Annotated in this window: 19 protein-coding genes and 1 riboswitch; of the genes, 7 read left to right on the top strand and 12 right to left on the bottom strand. The window is 38.4% G+C overall.

Annotated features, from left to right (window positions below):
• Nucleotides 1-238: 238 nt before the first annotated feature.
• Entirely contained in the window at nucleotides 239-1,240 is a 1,002-nt protein-coding gene (locus J3U50_RS05970) for a zinc-dependent alcohol dehydrogenase family protein (RefSeq protein WP_034532357.1), read from the top strand.
• 18 nt (nucleotides 1,241-1,258) lie between these two features.
• Nucleotides 1,259-1,651, top strand: coding sequence for a VOC family protein (locus tag J3U50_RS05965; protein ID WP_034532358.1), 393 nt, complete (start codon nucleotides 1,259-1,261; stop codon nucleotides 1,649-1,651).
• A 48-nt stretch (nucleotides 1,652-1,699) separates the two neighbouring features.
• Here J3U50_RS05965 and lepA read toward each other — a convergent pair whose 3' ends face one another.
• The 6 genes from lepA to J3U50_RS05935 all read right to left on the bottom strand — a co-directional run bounded on the left by lepA (nucleotide 1,700) and on the right by J3U50_RS05935 (nucleotide 7,912).
• Nucleotides 1,700-3,493: a translation elongation factor 4 gene (gene lepA / locus J3U50_RS05960; RefSeq protein ID WP_301945802.1), complete on the bottom strand. Its 1,794-nt coding sequence runs from the start codon at nucleotides 3,491-3,493 to the stop codon at nucleotides 1,700-1,702.
• Between the two features lie 13 nt (nucleotides 3,494-3,506).
• Complete coding sequence (locus J3U50_RS05955; RefSeq protein WP_301945801.1) at nucleotides 3,507-4,151, bottom strand: TetR/AcrR family transcriptional regulator; 645 nt, start codon at nucleotides 4,149-4,151, stop codon at nucleotides 3,507-3,509.
• A gap of 105 nt (nucleotides 4,152-4,256) precedes the next feature.
• Entirely contained in the window at nucleotides 4,257-5,591 is a 1,335-nt protein-coding gene (locus tag J3U50_RS05950) for a GH25 family lysozyme (RefSeq protein WP_301945800.1), read from the bottom strand.
• Between the two features lie 74 nt (nucleotides 5,592-5,665).
• Nucleotides 5,666-6,367 carry a hypothetical protein gene (locus tag J3U50_RS05945; protein WP_301945799.1) on the bottom strand — a complete coding sequence of 234 codons (702 nt, stop codon included), beginning with the start codon at nucleotides 6,365-6,367 and terminating at the stop codon, nucleotides 5,666-5,668.
• 76 nt (nucleotides 6,368-6,443) lie between these two features.
• Entirely contained in the window at nucleotides 6,444-7,238 is a 795-nt protein-coding gene (locus tag J3U50_RS05940) for a metal ABC transporter permease (protein WP_034534243.1), read from the bottom strand.
• 8 nt (nucleotides 7,239-7,246) lie between these two features.
• Entirely contained in the window at nucleotides 7,247-7,912 is a 666-nt protein-coding gene (locus J3U50_RS05935) for a metal ABC transporter ATP-binding protein (RefSeq protein ID WP_053792206.1), read from the bottom strand.
• Nucleotides 7,913-8,043: 131 nt separating this feature from the next.
• On the opposite strand from J3U50_RS05935, the gene J3U50_RS05930 reads away from it, so the two are divergent.
• The 3 genes from J3U50_RS05930 (at nucleotide 8,044) to J3U50_RS05920 (ending at nucleotide 10,197) form a co-directional block, all read left to right on the top strand.
• Nucleotides 8,044-8,907 (top strand): N-acetylmuramoyl-L-alanine amidase, encoded by an 864-nt coding sequence (locus tag J3U50_RS05930; protein WP_301945798.1) that lies wholly within the window; start codon nucleotides 8,044-8,046, stop codon nucleotides 8,905-8,907.
• A 635-nt stretch (nucleotides 8,908-9,542) separates the two neighbouring features.
• A complete protein-coding gene (locus J3U50_RS05925; protein ID WP_301945797.1) occupies nucleotides 9,543-9,869 on the top strand; it encodes a hypothetical protein in 327 nt (108 codons plus the stop codon).
• A gap of 25 nt (nucleotides 9,870-9,894) precedes the next feature.
• Entirely contained in the window at nucleotides 9,895-10,197 is a 303-nt protein-coding gene (locus J3U50_RS05920; RefSeq protein ID WP_301945796.1) for a hypothetical protein, read from the top strand.
• Nucleotides 10,198-10,225: 28 nt separating this feature from the next.
• On the opposite strand, the gene J3U50_RS05915 is transcribed toward J3U50_RS05920, so the two are convergent.
• The 4 genes from J3U50_RS05915 to J3U50_RS05900 all read right to left on the bottom strand — a co-directional run bounded on the left by J3U50_RS05915 (nucleotide 10,226) and on the right by J3U50_RS05900 (nucleotide 14,297).
• Nucleotides 10,226-10,945 carry a hypothetical protein gene (locus J3U50_RS05915; RefSeq protein ID WP_301945795.1) on the bottom strand — a complete coding sequence of 240 codons (720 nt, stop codon included), beginning with the start codon at nucleotides 10,943-10,945 and terminating at the stop codon, nucleotides 10,226-10,228.
• Nucleotides 10,938-11,837 carry an XRE family transcriptional regulator gene (locus J3U50_RS05910; RefSeq protein WP_301945794.1) on the bottom strand — a complete coding sequence of 300 codons (900 nt, stop codon included), beginning with the start codon at nucleotides 11,835-11,837 and terminating at the stop codon, nucleotides 10,938-10,940. The genes J3U50_RS05915 and J3U50_RS05910 overlap by 8 nt, the downstream gene beginning before the upstream one ends.
• 218 nt (nucleotides 11,838-12,055) lie before the next feature.
• A complete protein-coding gene (locus J3U50_RS05905) occupies nucleotides 12,056-12,973 on the bottom strand; it encodes a DMT family transporter (RefSeq protein WP_301945793.1) in 918 nt (305 codons plus the stop codon).
• Between the two features lie 103 nt (nucleotides 12,974-13,076).
• A complete protein-coding gene (locus J3U50_RS05900; protein WP_301945792.1) occupies nucleotides 13,077-14,297 on the bottom strand; it encodes an MFS transporter in 1,221 nt (406 codons plus the stop codon).
• A gap of 270 nt (nucleotides 14,298-14,567) precedes the next feature.
• Here J3U50_RS05900 and pyrF point away from each other — a divergent pair, with 270 nt between their 5' ends.
• Complete coding sequence (pyrF, locus tag J3U50_RS05895) at nucleotides 14,568-15,287, top strand: orotidine-5'-phosphate decarboxylase (RefSeq protein ID WP_301945791.1); 720 nt, start codon at nucleotides 14,568-14,570, stop codon at nucleotides 15,285-15,287.
• Nucleotides 15,287-15,913: an orotate phosphoribosyltransferase gene (gene pyrE / locus J3U50_RS05890; RefSeq protein ID WP_301945790.1), complete on the top strand. Its 627-nt coding sequence runs from the start codon at nucleotides 15,287-15,289 to the stop codon at nucleotides 15,911-15,913. Before pyrF ends, pyrE begins: the two co-directional genes overlap by 1 nt.
• 30 nt (nucleotides 15,914-15,943) lie before the next feature.
• On the opposite strand, the gene tenA is transcribed toward pyrE, so the two are convergent.
• A complete protein-coding gene (gene tenA, locus J3U50_RS05885; RefSeq protein ID WP_301945789.1) occupies nucleotides 15,944-16,615 on the bottom strand; it encodes a thiaminase II in 672 nt (223 codons plus the stop codon).
• 2 nt (nucleotides 16,616-16,617) lie between these two features.
• A complete protein-coding gene (locus tag J3U50_RS05880; RefSeq protein ID WP_301945788.1) occupies nucleotides 16,618-17,898 on the bottom strand; it encodes an acetylornithine deacetylase in 1,281 nt (426 codons plus the stop codon).
• A 90-nt stretch (nucleotides 17,899-17,988) separates the two neighbouring features.
• A riboswitch (TPP riboswitch) is annotated at nucleotides 17,989-18,084 on the bottom strand.
• Nucleotides 18,085-18,095: the final 11 nt, after the last annotated feature.

The following is an 18,095-nucleotide window of genomic DNA, read 5'->3' as shown; positions in this document are numbered from 1 at the left end:
TTGAATTAATCAAATATTTTTATAAAAAAAGTTACACGGCGTAAAACGTTATTATATCAACGTTATACGCCGTTTTTTCGTGTCTTTTATATAATCTTAAGAATTAAATTTCATCAAAACACTTTCATTTTTTAAAAAATGAGTTATTATAATACTTGTAAGTTTGTGAAAGTCTTAATTAATTCACAGCTGCATAAAAAATAATACTTAAAATTCAATTTGGAAAGGATCTTGAATTATGAAAGCATTAGTTTTAACAGGCAAGAAACAATTAGAAATCCAAAACACTGAAATGCCAGAACCAAAGGCAAATGAAGTTGTTATCAACGCAAAATACGCTGGTATCTGTGGTACTGACTACGCACTATACAATGGTCTACCAGGTTCAGCAGATGCTGTTCCTCCAATCGTATTAGGTCACGAAAACTCAGGTGTTATCTCAGCTGTAGGTTCAGACGTTACCGATCTTAAAGTTGGTGACCGTGTAACTGTTGACCCTAACATCTACTGTGGTAAGTGTGACTACTGTCGTACAGCTCGTCCAGAACTATGTGACAACCTATCAGCCGTTGGTGTTACTAGAAATGGTGGTCTAGAAGAATACTTCACTGCCCCAACTCAAGTTGTTTACAAGTTACCAGACAACGTTGACTTAAAGTCAGCTGCTACTTGTGAACCAATCTCATGTGCCGTTCACGGTATGGACTTATTAAACATCAAACCTTACCAAAAAGCTCTAGTTATTGGTGATGGTTACATGGGTCTAATCTTTGCACAATTACTACGTTCATACGGTGTTAAAGAAGTTGACTTAACTGGTCGTCATGATGACAAATTAGCTGCTGAAAAAGAAAAGCTAAACATCGACCGTGTTATCAACACTACTAAGGAAGAAATTCCAGCCGAATACGACGTTGTTATTGAAGCCGTTGGTCAACCAGCTACTCAAGAACAAGCAATCGAAGCAACTGTTAAGGGTGCTCAAGTATTGATGTTTGGTGTTGGTGCTCCAGATCAAAAATTCAGCATGAACACTTACGAAGTATTCAAGAAACAATTAACTATCCAAGGTGCATTCATCAACCCTAACTCATTCGAAGATGCTATTGCCCTACTACAAAGTGGTAAAGTTAATGTTGAAAAGATTATTGACAACATCATCTCACTAGAAGACGTTGAAAGTGTCCTAAACGGTACTTCAAACCTAACTGGTAAATGTGTTGTTAAAGTTTCTGACTAATTTTTGGAGGCTTAAATTATGGCTTTAAACGATTACTTTGATGGTCTACAACACGTAGGTATCCCATCAAAAGACTTAGATAAAACAATCGAATTCTACAAATCACTTGGTTTTGACCAAGCTGGTTTATTCCACAATGGTGAAAACCGTTGTGCCTTCATGAGATACGGTAACCTAACCGTTGAAACATGGGAAGGCGATCCAGTTGCAATGGAAAATGGTGCTATCAACCATATTTCAATGAACTGTACTGATGTTGATAAAGCATTCGCAGCCGCTAAAGAACAAGGCTTCGATGTTTTAGACGACGAAATCCAATCAATCCCAACTTTCTGGGACAACGGAATCCGTTTCTTCAACATTCAAGGTCCTAATCACGAAAAGATCGAATTTTGCCAAATTGTAAAATAATATCTTTCGATCATAAAAAGCACCCAAGCATAAGCTTGGGTGCTTTTTTTATTCAATATTTAAGATGGCATCGAATACCAATTGTGGCAGTTGAATTGCTTCACTAGCACTCTTTGACTTGTTCAAACTTTGACGTCGCAATAGTGCTTGTTTCTTTGAAACGCTCTTCTTGTCGCCACTAACCGCCGCATTCTTCCTCAATGGTGGTACATCAACTCTGGCCACCACTCTTCCCTCAATATATCCCTGTACAGGCATTGGATACAGTTTGCGTGGAATTACATACTTTAGTTTATGAACGATTTCTTGAGCCAATTTTTCGGCATTCAAGCGGTGAACGATGAAGGTTAGTTCATCCACCGGTGAGTAGTTCACATCAATCGTAATTTTGACGATATCTGATTCGACGTATTCCATGAATTGACTATCGTAGGTCGCAAAACCATGAGTAATTGACTTCAATTGATTGAAGAAATTAAACGCGATTTCGGCTAACGGAACGCTATAAGTCATCTTCACCAATTGATCCGTGTTATCCATGTCCAATAGAACTCCGCGACTCTTACTTAGCAGCGTCATCACGTCGTTAACCGTCTCGCTTGGCGTTTCAATGACAACCTTATTGAACGGTTCTTCGATTGTCTTTAAGATCGAAAAGTCCGGTAAATCAGACGGATTATTAATCGTCTTTAGTGTTTCGTCATTCTTGGTGGTATAACGATAGTTAACATTTGGTGAAGTGATAATCACGGACATCCCAAACTCATTAATTAGACGTTCGCGGACAATTTGGAGATGGAACATCCCCAAAAAGCCACAGCGATAACCTGGTCCCAATGAATTTGAGACGTGTTCAGTAAATTCAATCGAAGAATCGTTTAGTTTCAACTTTTCCATCGCTACTTTTAAATCATCAAAATCGGCATCCTTGGGATAAATTCCTGCAAAGACGACACTGTGAGCCGGTTGATATCCAGCCACCGCCTGCTTGGTTTGACGAGATTGACCGGTGATGGTGTCACCAACACGCACGTCTGCTGGGTCCTTGATTCCGGTGATGACATAACCAATATCACCCGACTTTAATTCCTTTAATGGTAATAATTGCGGGCTGAAAATTCCCACTTCTGGGGTTTCAAACTTCACCTTTTGGTTCATCGACATTAGTTTATAGTTGGCCTTAATCACCCCATCAATGATTTTCACATACGCGACGACTCCTTGATATGAATCGTAGTGAGAATCAAATATCATCGCCTTTAATGGTTTAGTTTCATCACCCTTGGGACTTGGAATGCGGTTGACGATTGCCTCTAGGACTTGATCGACATTCAAACCGGTTTTGGCTGAGATATGGATAATGTCGTGCTCTAAAAATGATTCGTCTAATTCGTAAATTTGTTGTTCACACATATCGACTTGGGCGCTTTGGTTGTCGACCTTATTGATGACTGGAATAATCACTAGATTGTTGTTTTTAGCGATCCGGTAGTTGGCAACAGTTTGGGCTTGGACTCCTTTGGTCGCATCCACCAACAAGATAACCCCGTCACTGGCTGACACACTCTTTTCAACCTCGTAGTTAAAGTCGACGTGTCCCGGCGTGTCGATTAAGTTTAATTCGTATTCTTGACCGTCGTTGGCACGATAAATATTACGAACAGTTCTTGAGCGAACGGTTACCCCGTGGTCTTGTTCGACCTTCATGTCGTCTAAGACCTGTTCTTCATTGCCACGAAAACTAAAGGTGTCAGTCATCTTCATGATTTGATCGGACAATGTCGACTTTCCATGGTCGATGTGGGCAACAATCGAGAAGTTGCGAATATTTGCTTGTTTCATCATAGTTACTCCTTTATTTGCTAAGTAACCCCGTTAGATAAAAGTCGAAAGTTTCCATTGAGTCGTTTAGGATACTAACCTTAAAATCATCCATGTTTCCCGGAATTGGTTCTTGGTTAAACGAATCCAAATTCGATAGATTAATCAATCCACTGGCAATGCTGCTTTGAATAATGAAGATTTTGTTGGCAGTTTTGACGTCGATTGATGGAAATGAATCATGAATGAATTGTGCTAATTGTTCATGGACTTCATATAACTTCTTGCGACCTTCAATCGTCTCTTCTCTAGATGCCTTTCCCTCTAAGACGGGTCCGCGAAGTGCGTTTAACTTAATTAATGTTAGGTGGTTTTCAATTAAGTCCTTGGTATTAGCTAGTAGAAACGATTTTAGTTCATCTACGGTTGTTAGCTTGGCTTGTTGTAATTGGTTTAGTGTTTGTAAAAAGAAATCCTGATATCCCACCAAAAGTAGGTGCATGAATATGTTTTCCTTGGTCTTGAAGTAGTTAAAGACCGTTCCCTTTGCGACGTGGCTTCTTTGCGCAATCGCGTTGATGGAGATATCATAAAAATCTTTTTCTTCAAACATCTTGAGTGCAGTTTCTGCAATCAATGCTTGTTTTTGTTGCTTTTCATCAGCAGTTTTAATATTCATGATTGGCTCCTTTTTCTAAATTGACCGTTGGTCATTATTGTATACGAAGAAGAAAATTAATACAACAAAAAAAACGCCTGATCGAAACAATCAGACGTTTTTATTTTAGGCTGCACGGTAAACAATTTTCTTGGCGTGCTTATGATGAATCTTCTTCACACTGTATTTGTAGTGTCTTTTAGCCTTATTATGCTTCTTAGTTTTATAAGAATGATGTAGCTTCTTGTGCTTTAGGTTCTTCTTAACCTTGTAAGTAAGCTTCTTTGCGTATTTGTACTTAGCATGCTTACGAGTCTTCTTCTTAGCTAACTTGTAAGTATATTTCTTCTTAGTATGCTTCTTGTACTTCTTAGCATGTTTTTTTGCGATACGTTTCTTTGTAGCATGGTTTAGCTTGTAAGTGTACTTACTATGCTTTTTAGCGTGCTTCTTGTAAGCCTTCTTGTGACTCACCTTTTTAGTAGTAGCGCTTGCATATTGGTAAGTATTGTTAGCAATTGCAATCTTCTTTGTAGCTTGTTTTTTCACGTGATATGCACGTTTTACATGCTTCTTGGTGTGATGACTTACTTTATTAACAAGTGGTGTGTATTGGACCTTTTTAGCCCTTGCAGCGGTAGTCTTAGTAATCACTTGTGTCTTAGCAGCCTTATGTAAAACATTGGCTGTAGCATGTTTTTTGATGTGTCTAGCGGTTCCTGTTTTGGCAACGATACGCTTTTGACCGTTAGCAGTATTTTCGGTGGTCCAGAATGCTAACTTACGACCACCAACTGGAATAGTATCAGCATCTAGAGCTTCACCTAGTGCCTTACTTTGGTACTTGTCAGTGTATTGCCACAAATCATAGTTGTACTTTGGATTTGGGGTGTAGTTGGTGTAATTAGCCAACCATACCGCACTGTAAGCATTCAAAGTACTTTGTTGGAATTGATCCAAGGTTGATTGTGAACTGTACAAGATAACCGGTTGATTGGTTAGTTGTTTCATCGCGTTTGCCCAACTTACCGCATTTTGATCGGATGTGTTGGTAAAACCAGTTTCAAAGTCGTTTACATAGAATCTAGCGTTTGGTGCTAGTGAATGTAGACGTTGTGCTTCTTCTTGGGCTTGAGCAGAGTTGGTGTATCTACTGTAGCTGTATACACCGTATGGAATGCCATACTTGTCCATCAAGCTGATATTATTATTTACCTGTTGATCATGATATTGACCATCTTGAATTCTTAAAACAACGAATTTAACTTCATTCTTTAAATTCATTACTTGTTGATCATTTAATTTCCCCTGAAATTCGGAAATATCATAGGCCACTGGTGTGTATGGTTTAAATGATTGAGTTGTATCAGCGTGAGACTTGATACCATTCAAAGACAAGGCCATTGTTGATCCTAACGCCGCGGAAAATAATAAATGTTTTATTTTTTTAGAATCATACATTTTCCAATACCTTCATTTCGAATATTTTTTGTCACAATAAAACCAGGTCAAAATAACCTGGTTTTTTAATGCATTTACTTAAGTGAAGTTACCATTTCTAATGCTGTGTTTAGAGAGTTAGCTTTAATTGAGTAAACGTCATTACCCATTTGCCAAGTAATAGTTGCTGAACCGTCGATTTCAGCGGTAATGCTACCCTTGCTTTCTGGAACTGGTAGGTTGTGGTTTTGAATGTAATTTACTACGGTCTTACCCTTAGTAGTTGCGGCACCCTTGTACTTACCGAAGTTACTACCGTGTGTTAGTAGTGACCAGTTACCAAAGTTTGCTTGGATGTATTCTTGTCCGGCACCCTTATCTGAGTGACCAACAACGTTGTAACCTAAGTCAACTGATGGTAGACCAGCAACGTTTGCAGCAGCTTGGTAGCCAACTTGTTGCATTGCAGCTGAATCACTTTCATAAGTGTGCTTAGTGTAAGTAGCGTATGTTGAACCGTTGTTTAAGTAGCTAATTGTAAAGTTGGTCTTGTTTCCATCCAACTTAGCATTTACGCTTTCGTTTGAATCTAAACCATTGCTTTGTGGTAGCTTTTCATTTCCTAATTTGTTTGCAATTTTGTCATTGCTTGATGATGATGATGAGCTCATCTTGCTAGTTTGAGTAGTTGAAGTTGAACTTGATGCATCACTATTGTCGCTTTTCTTTTGTCCACAAGCAGTTAAAACTAATCCTAAAACTGCAACTGCAGGTAAAATTTTCTTCCATGCTTTCATAATGTAGGACATCTCCTTAAAAAACTATTTGAGAACAGTATAACAAAACATCAGTGTTACGTTAATAAAGTTTGTATTAAATTCTTGTTACTTTATCATAGATTACCGCAATAATATAAATGATTGTTTCTATCGTTGCGATAAAGAAACTCACTGGTAGGTTCGTTACAAAGCTTAAGTATAGACCAAACCAAGTACCAATTAAAGAAAAGACAAATGTCAAAATGGTCATTGACCAGATACTGTGCACGAAGTAGCGTGCTGATGAGGCTGGAATGGTCAATAGAGCAAAGATTAGAAGTGATCCGACGATTTGAGCTGTCACGCTGACAGTACATGCAAGTAGAATCAAGAAAATCACTGATACTAAGGTGTTGGCACGGGAGTTAAAACTAGCACCAACGTTATCAAATGAGTTGTATTTTAGTTTTCTGTAAATCAAAGTCGTAATTACAATGATGGCGATACTTAAGCCCACCAAGGTTTGTACATTGCTGTAACTAATTCCAACGATACTACCGAATAAGATGTTGGTAGCATAACTGGATTGGGTATCGGCCAATGATAGGAATAAAATTCCTAATCCAATAAAGAATACCGAGAAGACACTGATTGAGGATTCACGACGGCTCACCCTTGAGCCAACGGTACCAATCATCAATGAACTTAAAACGGTGAATAATAGCATCCCTAAAATTGGGTTAGTTCCCAAGAAGACACCAAATGATGCCCCTGAGAAACTAATTTCGGAAAGTGTGTGGGTGAAGAAAGCAGTCTTTCTAGCAACCACGAATACCCCCATCAATCCACATAAAATGGAGATGAAGAAACTAGCGACGAAGGCGTATTGCATGAATGGATAACTTAACATTTCTAACATTATTGGGCCTCCTTCACTGGTTTAATGGTGCCGGCTTGATTGGCAATGTTTAAATCATAGTCACCGTATTGTTGTACTAAAACTGGATCATGGGTGATGAATAGCACGGAAGCACCAGTTTCTGCGATGACGCTCTTAACCACGTCTAATAGCATAAATTTGGCTTCTTTATCCAAGCTAGCGGTACTTTCATCCAAGATTAGTAGCTTAGGTTGTGATACCAATGCTTGAGCCAAGTAGACACGTTGTTGTTCCCCTCCGGAACAGCTACCCAAAGGTGTGTTGGCCAAATCTTGTAACTTGGTCATTTCGATAACTTTTTGGACACTTTGTTTTTCTTTTTTGCTCAACCATGGCAGTATTGAATGTTGTAAACCTAATCCGATAAAATCAAAGACGGTCAATGGATAGTCATCATCAATATTTCTTAATTGAGGAATATATTGCATATCTGATCGTTTGATTTTGGATTGAACGTGTTCATTTTTATTAAATTGTTTTAAAATAGTCTTTATTAATGTTGTCTTCCCAACACCATTTTCACCGGTTACGCAGGTTAAGGTCTTGGCGAAGATATCAAAAGACAAATCGTTAATTAATTTACGGTTCTTAACAGCTACGTCTAAATCGCGTACTGATAAGATTAAATTGGATTCTGTACTCATCATTAATCCTCACTGTCTCAATTATTTATATATCATTGTAGTCTGATTATGAAAACAATCAAACATCTGATATATATTAATTTTTGTTATATAATTGATTTTAACATACATAATACAATCGGGGTGATAATTTGGTTAATCGTTTTATAACTAGATTCAGGGAAACACCAAACAAAAAGCTGATTTACCGCGGTGTCGTAACTTTTATCCTCTTAGTAATTTTAATAATCGAATTAGCCAGATTTTTATCATTACCTAAGGTTGATGCCACTACTTTATATCTACGTGAACAACCCAATGACGAATCAAAAGTCGTTGAAACAATTCCACATGGTCGTCATTTGAGTATCATCAAGTCCAAAAATAATTGGTGGTACACCAAATATAATGGTCAAAAAGGCTGGGTCCCTTCATGGTTGGTCGGAGTCGATGATTACAACGTCAAAACCGGCGACAAGTTAGCCCAAAAAACAATCATTATCGATCCTGGCCACGGGGGTGGCGATTCAGGGACCCTTTCAGTCAACCAAAAGTACATGGAAAAGACATATACCTTACAAACCGCTAAAAAAGTGGCCGATGAATTAAGAAAACGCCACGTCAATGTCGTGATGACTCGTACCGATGATACCTACGTGACATTGAAGAAACGAACGGATATGGCCAGTGATTATCATGCCGACCTCTTCGTTAGTTTCCACTTCAATTCAGATAACGGATACGGCAGAGCCAACGGTTATGGTATCTACAACTACCACAAGAATGCGGTCAAGGTCGCCGACCAAGTCGCAGACGGATTAGACAACCTCCCCGTTTCAAATCGTGGTGTCTCATTCGGTAACTACTACGTTTTACGTGAAAACAAACGTCCAGCAATCTTATGCGAAATGGGCTTCATGGATAGCTCACACGATCTTCCATATATTCAAAGTTCTACTTACCAAGAACACGTCGCAAAAGATGTCGCAAAATCACTCGATAAGTACTTCAATTAGATAAAAAAATATACTTTGTGTCTAAATTTAGTCACTTTTTTTGTGCTCAAAACGTTTATAAGACAACATTTATAACATTTTCTCTTTTTTTAGTTATAATAATTTTTAGTTAGAAAATACATATTAAATAAAAATTTGGAGGAAAATGTAATTCATGAAGAAATCAACTAAGATACGACTAGTATCTCTAATTTTAGTTGGCATATTATTAGGTTTTTTATCGGAAATGTTTTTAACAATTTTTTCTCAATGGACAACTAAGATGATTACATCATCTACTATAAACGTATTCTTTTCTCTATTGGGTCTTTCTATTTGTTGTGTCATTTTTGTGTTTTCTTATTTGGGAATCGTAAAAAATGACGAAAAATGGCCTATTAGAGCTTATTTCACTACGTTTATTTTGTATGACGTTATGATCGTATTTGGCGGTGAACTTTGCAGATTATTCATATTAACGTTCACTCAATCATAATAATAATTGACTATAACCATCGCAAAAATGTCTTGTTTTATTAATTTATCTTTACTATTTTAAAATTTTATATAATTTTCAAATAATGAGATATAAATGTATTTCTCTTAAACTATAATTAGACCCGTTACATAAAGGTTCTAATAAGGGGGGGAATATAGTGGATAAAAAGACAAAGAAACGATTAATCAACATATCTATCACTGGTATTGTTCTTGGTTTTATGTCTGAACTAGCCTTAACAATTCTCTATTCATGGCAGATTGATTTTATCAAATCTTCATATATATACTTTGGCCTATCCATTATATTAATGGTTGCAATTGGCCTTCTAATCATATACATGTTCCTTAGAATAATTATGGTCTACCCATTAGGAGCTAACTTTCACTACCTACTACATTTCGCAGTCTACGATGTATCAATATTAATAGGCGGATCTCTGGGTAAGGTTATACTGACGAAAGTTATCAATAGCCTAAAATAATAATTTATGGGAGTTCTATGTTTAAATGAAAAAGCAACGTTTATCTCAGTTAATCAACATGGCTTTAATCGGCTTCGAAACTGGGGCCATTTTATTATTACTGGGTGATTTAACCCAATACGTGTTACTTGATCCTGAAGGCGCAAATCTATTTGAAATCATATATGGTGTAATTGCGGTCATATTGTCACTAATCATTTTCTATGAATCTAATAAAAAATTCTATCCATTAACGGATTGGCAATACCAGCGAAATTTACTCGTGTTTGAAGTTTCCTTTTTCGTAGGTATATTCATTGCGAAAATAATCATTGATTTATTCATATAAAAAAGAGACCTCGAGGGAGGTCTCTTTTTTAGTGGATGCCTTTTTTAACTGCCCTAAAGAATAGGAAAAAAATGATTGCTACGTGAATAACAAAAATAAGTACAAATAACCAAACTAATTTCTCATAGCTACCGCCATTTTGAATAACGTTGGCTAGTTTAATAACATAATATCCTGGGAATATTTTTTGAATATCAGTAACGACATCAAAAAATTTGTTTTGAGCGAAGGTGTAAAAAGGCATTATTAATAGAGCAACCACACACATAAATGGGAAGCCTGCCACATCTAATAAATCGGTTTTAGCAACTACCCCAATCAAAAAACCGACAAAACTAAAGTAAATCCCCAATGACAATAAAATAATTATTAATAATAATGTAGATAGGTTAAAGGAAATTGCGCCAAAAATTCTCGCTTCCAATGTCAATATACATAGGATAAGTAAATTTAGTAGAATTTGTTGAATCATCGAATCCATTATCCATCTAAACGGGTTATAAGGAGTGGTCTTAATTGAAATCAAATAATATTCCTTCGAATTCCCTATCCTTTTCCCAAAGGTAACGATTGAATTACCAATTATGCCCATAAGCGCGCTGATAATAAACCATGTCATTGTTAAATTTTTTGCAAATGTGCCGATTCCTAAATCCATAAAAATAAACCAAATCGCAGGAAAAACGATTGTAAAAATTAAAAATCTTTTATTACGTAAAACTGTTTTTAAATTAATTGTATTAATCATGATTCAAACCTCCGTTATTAGTGCGGTACCATTGTTCAACAGTTTGATTATGACTATGAATCTTGTCAACAGACATGTCATTTTCAATTCTGCCGTCCTTTAGCAATAGGACTCTCGAAAAGAACTTATCAATTTGGTTGAAATCATGAGTCACCATTAGTATTGATCCGGTAACGTGTTCAAGATGGTTCCATAAAATATCAATGGTTTCCAAATCCATCCCTACTGTTGGTTCATCTAAAACTAGTAGCTTTGAAGGTGACATTAAACTTAATAGAAGAGATAGTCTGCGTTTTTGTCCACCTGATAATGACCCAACATAATGGTCCATTAATTCAGTAAAATTAAATTCTTTTACCATGGATTCGATGTGGTTATTATCTTTTACTTTGTTTAGTAATTGGGTTAGTTTAAGTAGTTCACTAACCTTCATATCATTAATCAACACGTCGTTTTGAGGCATTAGCTTTAAGCCTTTTTTCTGATTAAAACTAAATTTCACATCACCACTGTCAGCATTTTTAAGTCCCGCCATAATGCTAATCATTGTGGTCTTACCAGATCCGTTTAAACCTAATAGAGCAATCCTTTCATTATCATAAATGTCTAGACTCAAATCGTTTAGTACTTGGTTGTCATATGATTTATTTATATGACTAATTGAAACTAATTTATCTTTATCTGACATGTTACCCATAATTAAGTTATCTAGACTAGTGTTAAAAATTTCAGCAATACTAATTAACTTGTCGATGCTGGGTTCGGATTCGCCATTTTCCCATTTTGAAATTGACTGTCTAGTAACGAATAATTTATTAGCTAACCCAGCCTGTGATAATTGATTTTTTCGGCGTAAATCAATCAACTTTCTACTAAATATGTTTTTTTCCATTTAATCATTTCACTCCTTTTTTCGAATTACTTTTTATTATCACTAAAAAATTTTTTATGTATATAACATCCCGTCCAAAAGCGGATAATCCTCTTTGACAACCTCGCAACCTAAAGTTGCATCGTTGTCATATCAACATTTATTATACCTTTAATGTGAGTGGAAAATGGCTAAGTTTAATCATAAATAAAAAAGAGACCTCGGGGAGGTCTCTTTTTTTAATACAATTTGATAATCGCAACAGCGATTAACATCACGACTAAACCAATATATTTCATAATGCCAACCGGTTTTTTCAGTGAATTCAATAAGCCGTATTTGTCGACCATTACACTTCCGAATAAGTTACCCAGTAGGACTAAAACAACGGTGGTTCCGGCACCAATTTGTGGGCTTAAGAATGCGTTTGATAAAACAAAGATGGCACCCAAGACACCACCGAGCCAAATCCACCAAGGATTGCCCTTTCCAATCGCATCTTTGGCGTGAACGTAAGAACGATCAACTAGTCCGGTAATCACGAATAAGATGATGGTACCGACTAAAAATGAGATAAAGGCCGCATGGATTGGTGAGTGAAGTACTACTCCAAGATGGCCATTAACTGGCGCTTGAGAAGCTTGAAACATCCCCGCAACGATTCCTAGAATCTGCCAAGGCAATTGTTTAGCCTTATCGGAACCATTGCTTGCCTTCTTGTCTAGGACAACCATCAAGATACCAATGACTAGTAGGATGACTCCGATTAATCTGATAATGGTAAATGCATGTTGGTCTGCGTCAAATAAGGAGAAGTTATCGATAATCATCCCCATGATGATTTGACCGGTAATTGGCATAATCACCGTTTGCACCGCCCCTAGGTAAGGGAAAATTAAAACGTTAGTGGTTAACCCGATGACACCAAACAATCCGCCCAACCAAATCCATGCTGGTTGGCTTGTAAACAAGTGACTAGAAAAGAATAGTGATTTGCCACTCAATAAAGTGGCAAAAAGTAACGCGATGGTTCCAATCGTAAACGATAGCATTGAAGCTAGAAATGGTGATCCACCAGCTCGATTCTTCAAGTTTGTATTGACCGAGGTCTGAATGGGTAAGACCAATCCGGCTAATATACCGAGTCCGTATAACATTAAAATTCCCCCTTAGTTATGTACAATAAAACCTCCCGGCACGGGAGGTTTTTAGTTTATATATTATTATTACATGTAAAACCTAATTCGTCAGAATAAATGCTTATTCTTCAACTGCTAGACCTTTCAATGCAGGAATAGTCATCATAGTGATGAAACTGATTAGGTATAGTACTGATAGCATTGCCATGATTACTAGTAATGAATGGCTTTCCATCAATAAACCGATAATGGCTGGTGAGAATCCACCAATCGCACGTCCGAATCCCATGATGAAGTTGTTTGCAGTGGAACGAACTTCGGTTGGGTATAGACGACTGATGATGGCACCGTATCCACCGTACATACCGTTTGAGAAGAAACCAAGTACTGTTGATGCTAGTAGCAATGTGAAACCATTGAATGAGAATGTAATTCCGTATACCGCTACAGAAGCGACTAGTAGGAATAATCCAAAGGCCTTTCTAGGTCCAATCTTGTCTAGGATTGTACCGAATGTTAACATCCCGGCACTCATACCGATGATAGTAACGATTGTCCATAGTGATGAGCCGGCAACACTTAAACCAAGTTTCTTTTGCATGATTGAAGGTAACCAGTTAATTAGACCGTAGTATCCGGCGATTTGCACAATTACCATTACGATTAATGCGATAGTTTGGTATGCCAATCTTGGTGTTGCGAATAATTTCTTTACAGAAACCTTAGGACGCTTGCCTGTTTCCATTGTATCAATGAAATCTTGGCTTTCGTTTAGGTTCTTTCTAATGATGAAGGCAAAGAAGATTGGAATAATTCCGATTAGGAAAAGTGAACGCCAACCGAATGCTGGAATCATGATTGCGGCTAATACGGCTGCCATCATTGATCCAACTTGCCCACCGATTGTGGTGATTGACACAGACTTTCCTAATTGCTTTTTCTTGAATGATTCAGCCACCATGGCAACACCTGAACCATATTCACCCCCGGCACCTAGGCCGACACAAAAACGTAAAATAGCAAAAGTAATAAAATTCTGGGCGAACATAATTCCGGCAGTTGAGATGGCGAAAATGAAGATGGTGTAGGTCAAAATACGTACTCGACCGAAACGGTCAGCTAAAAGACCAAATAAAATACCACCCAACAACGATCCAAAAGTAGTAACTGTTGAAAGCATTCCAGCAGCTGCAGTACTAATGTGTAAACCGATAATGATTGAAGACATTGCAAATGAGATGAATGAGATATCCATGCTTTCTAGCATTTGTCCAATCGATGTCGATGCTAAAACCCATTTTTGAGCCTTAGTCGTTGAAGTGTGGTCTTGCGTGTTTTCCATTATTCAATTCCTCCAAAATGAACGCTCACTGTCGTTCCTTATTTTTTTGAAATATCCGTTTTTAGATATTTTATAAAACTATACTCTTTAATCTTTTCTAATGCAAGTTTCATTTTTTGGTTGCTTTATTCTGAGAAAAGCGTATATTGTAATCAGCATATGATTTTAAATTAGTCCAGAGAGGCTAGTAAATCGACGAACGGAATAAATGGACCCTAATTTGTCGTATAGTCTCTGAGGCTATACGACTTTTTTGTTGGAGGGAAACGTATGAAACCAGTATTCATTGCACTAGATTTTGTCGATGCACCCACTGCTTTAAAATTTTTAGATCCGTTTAAAGACGTCAAACCATTGGCGGTAAAGGTCGGTATGGAACTATTCTACCGCGAAGGAGCAAGTATCATTAGAGCTCTTCGCGATCAAAATATCGACGTCTTTTTGGATTTAAAACTACACGATATTCCACACACCGTACAACAAGCTGCCAAACAAATCGGCCAATTGGATGTTCAATTCACCACCGTTCATTCATTAGGTGGAAGCGAAATGATTAAGGCTGCCAGACGTGGACTAGACGAAGGTGCCAATCAAGCAGGTGTCGACGCTCCACAATTACTTGCAGTGACGCAACTAACCTCAACATCAGAAGAACAACTCCATGATGAAGAATTAGTCCCCGTTTCAATGGCCGAATCGGTATCACACTTGGCTAAAATGGCCAGTCAAAGCGGTGCCGACGGTGTCATCTCTTCTGCACTAGAAAACAACCTGATTCATCAAGCGGTTTCCGATGAATTCAAGTGCATCAATCCAGGAATTCGCCTTCCCAGCAACAGTGTCGACGACCAAAAGAGAGTCGTGACACCAACAAAGGCTTTTGAATTAAACACTAGCGGAATCGTCGTGGGTAGAAGCATCACTCAATCAGACAATCCGGTACAAACATATAAAGACATCTACAACGCAGTTAATGGAGGAATCAAATAATGAATACTAACCAATTAATCGCTTCAGACCTTTTAAAAATTAACGCAGTCACCCTATCACCCAACGAACCATTTACTTGGGCATCAGGTATCAAGGCGCCAATTTACACCGACAACAGAATCACCATTAGTTTCCCAGAAGTTCGTACCCACATCGCAGACGGTTTAGCCGAATTAATCCGCAACAAGTTTCCCGAAGCAAAAGTAATCGGTGGTGTCGCAACCGCCGGAATCCCACATGCCGCCATCGTTGCCGACAAGATGGACCTTCCAATGATTTATGTGCGTTCAAAGCCAAAGGATCACGGTCGGGGTAAGCAAATGGAAGGAAGCATCGACGAAAACGCCCCAATCGTTTTAATTGATGACCTACTTTCTACTGGAAAGAGTGTTTTAAACGCTGCGCAAGCACTTAAGAATGAAGGATACAACGTGATTGGTGTCGTGGCCATCTTCTCATACGAACTTCCTGACAGCACTAAGAACTTCAAGGAAGCGGGTATTGAATTTGATACACTAACCAACTACTCCACAATCATCGAACAAGCCAAAGAAGAAAACAGTATTTCAGACGATGAATTAGTCGTGCTCCGTAAGTGGCGTGACGATCCATGGAACTGGATGTAAACAAAAAATCCCACAAAATGTGGGATTTTTTTATTTGATTTTGGGCCAATCTTGATGGTTATAAGCCATGTCCCAAAATAGATATTCATACCTGGTGGTATTTTTGAAAATTTCGGTTAATTCCTTGAGCTCTTCTTCAGATTTTCCAGCAGTAATTTGATCCAATAAATCGATTGTCCAGTTGGTTAAGTCGGTGTACTCATCATCGCTGTAAATCGCTACCCAATTGGCGTAGAGCGGATGTTTGGCTCCCGGGGTATCTTTTAATAAATGACCGATTTGATTGTAGCTCCACATGCATGGCAGCAAGGCCACTAGGACCTTATCCACCCCGCCACTTTGGCCAACGGAAAGCATATAATTGGTGTAGCTTAGAGTCACCGGAGTGGGATTAGCGTTTTCTAGTTCGGCTTCTTCAATGCCAAATTCCTTGGCGTAACTACGATGCAAACCCATTTCGGTATTCAATGTTTCACTCAATAACTCGGCAAACTTGCCCTCAACGGCTAGGTCGGTCGCTTTAATCGCACCCAGCGCAAATAGTTTGGCGTAGTCGATTAGGTAAACGTAATCTTGAACCATGTAGAACTTAAATTTTTCAATATCAAGAGTGCCATCAGCCAATTCTTGAACGAATGGATGGTGATGGTTCGCCTCCCAGATTGGTTTAAGTTCGGTTACTAAACGTTGACTGAACTTCATCACTACACCTCCTTTTTGGTGTTTAGCCATTCATACATGAATTGAACTAACACCTTGGTGTATTTAACGAGGTCGGAAATCTCAACGGATTCATCGACGGAGTGGGCTTCGTCGATAGTTCCGGGGCCGTAAATGGCAGCTGGAATATTGGCGTGGCCGAACCATCCCCCATCGGTAACACTTGGTGAAACATCGACAATTGGTGCTTCATTCACAACAACTTGGTGCGCATTTTTTAGAATGGAAACCGGTTTTGATTTCGTATCTAAATCAAGTGCGGGGAAAATTTCGCCACGATCTTCGACCATTGATTTTCCGCCCCACTTATAGATTGGCATGTGGTCTTTTAACCAGACATCAGCCTGTGCGACGCGGTGTAGATGGTCCTCCACCTCTTTGATTACTTCTTGGTAATCTTCGTTTGGATAGAAGTGAACGGTCACCCATAAACGACATTCATCGGCGATAAAGGCGGCGTTTCTACCACCCTCGATGACGGCCGGATTGATGGTATCTGACCCAGGCGCAACGCCAGGGTAGCTCTTGTTAACTGCCCAATCGCGTTCCAATTCATTTAATCCGGTAATAATTTTAGTCATCTTTTCGATGGCACTGGCACCCTTCAAGTGGCCGCCGGCATTCATCATTTGGCGTCTGGTAGCATCGTGGAAAGTTTGGTCACTTTTGACCGTAATCCAACCTGTGATGACCCCGCCTTGACCTTGAATATGGAAATCACTGATGTCCCCGACAATCGCAAAATCGGCCTTGTGGCCATGCTTAATCGCATCCCAAGTTCCAGCCTCACCACTTTCTTCACCGATGACTGATTCAAACTTCAATTCACCCGGTAAGGAAACATTGGCGTCGTTTAACACCTTAATCGCCATTAACATGGCAGCGATAGCACCCTTCATATCCGCAACACCACGACCGAATGCCTTGCCTTGTTTGACTACCATTTCAAACGGATTAGTTTGCCACTTTTCGTCTTCTTGGATGGAGGCGACGTCCATATGACCGTTTAAAATTAGACTATGGTATTGGCTACTTTCAACACTATTCTTGGTACCGACAACAATAGAATCGTGTTTGTATAAATCCCATTGATCGATGTCAAAACCATTTGATTTCAAAAAATCGACTATGTATGATTGCGCATCATCTGAATTTCTTCCAGGTGGTGCTGGTGTTGGAAACGCAACTAGTTTACTTAAAATTTCCAGTAACTCCTCTTGATGATTGTCAATCTCATTAACTAATGCTGCAATATCTTGTTCCATGAACAATATCTCCTTATTCGTCACCGCAAGAAAAAAGGGATTCTTCGATAGAAGAATCCCTTGTAATTGGTCCATTTGTTATGTATGTACCGATTTTCAAGTCAACTTCCTTTCGCTGGTACTAACCAGATTCAAGTTCAAAGGGTCAAATTAATTCTCAGCTACATAGCTCCCCTAGTGACGTTAATTTATTAACT

The organism is Lactobacillus sp. B3795 (assembly GCF_026535805.1).
In the GTDB taxonomy this organism is placed as follows: domain Bacteria; phylum Bacillota; class Bacilli; order Lactobacillales; family Lactobacillaceae; genus Apilactobacillus; species Apilactobacillus kunkeei_C.
The sequence above is the reverse complement of the archived record's forward strand: the minus strand, read 5'-3'. Positions and strand labels throughout refer to the sequence as shown.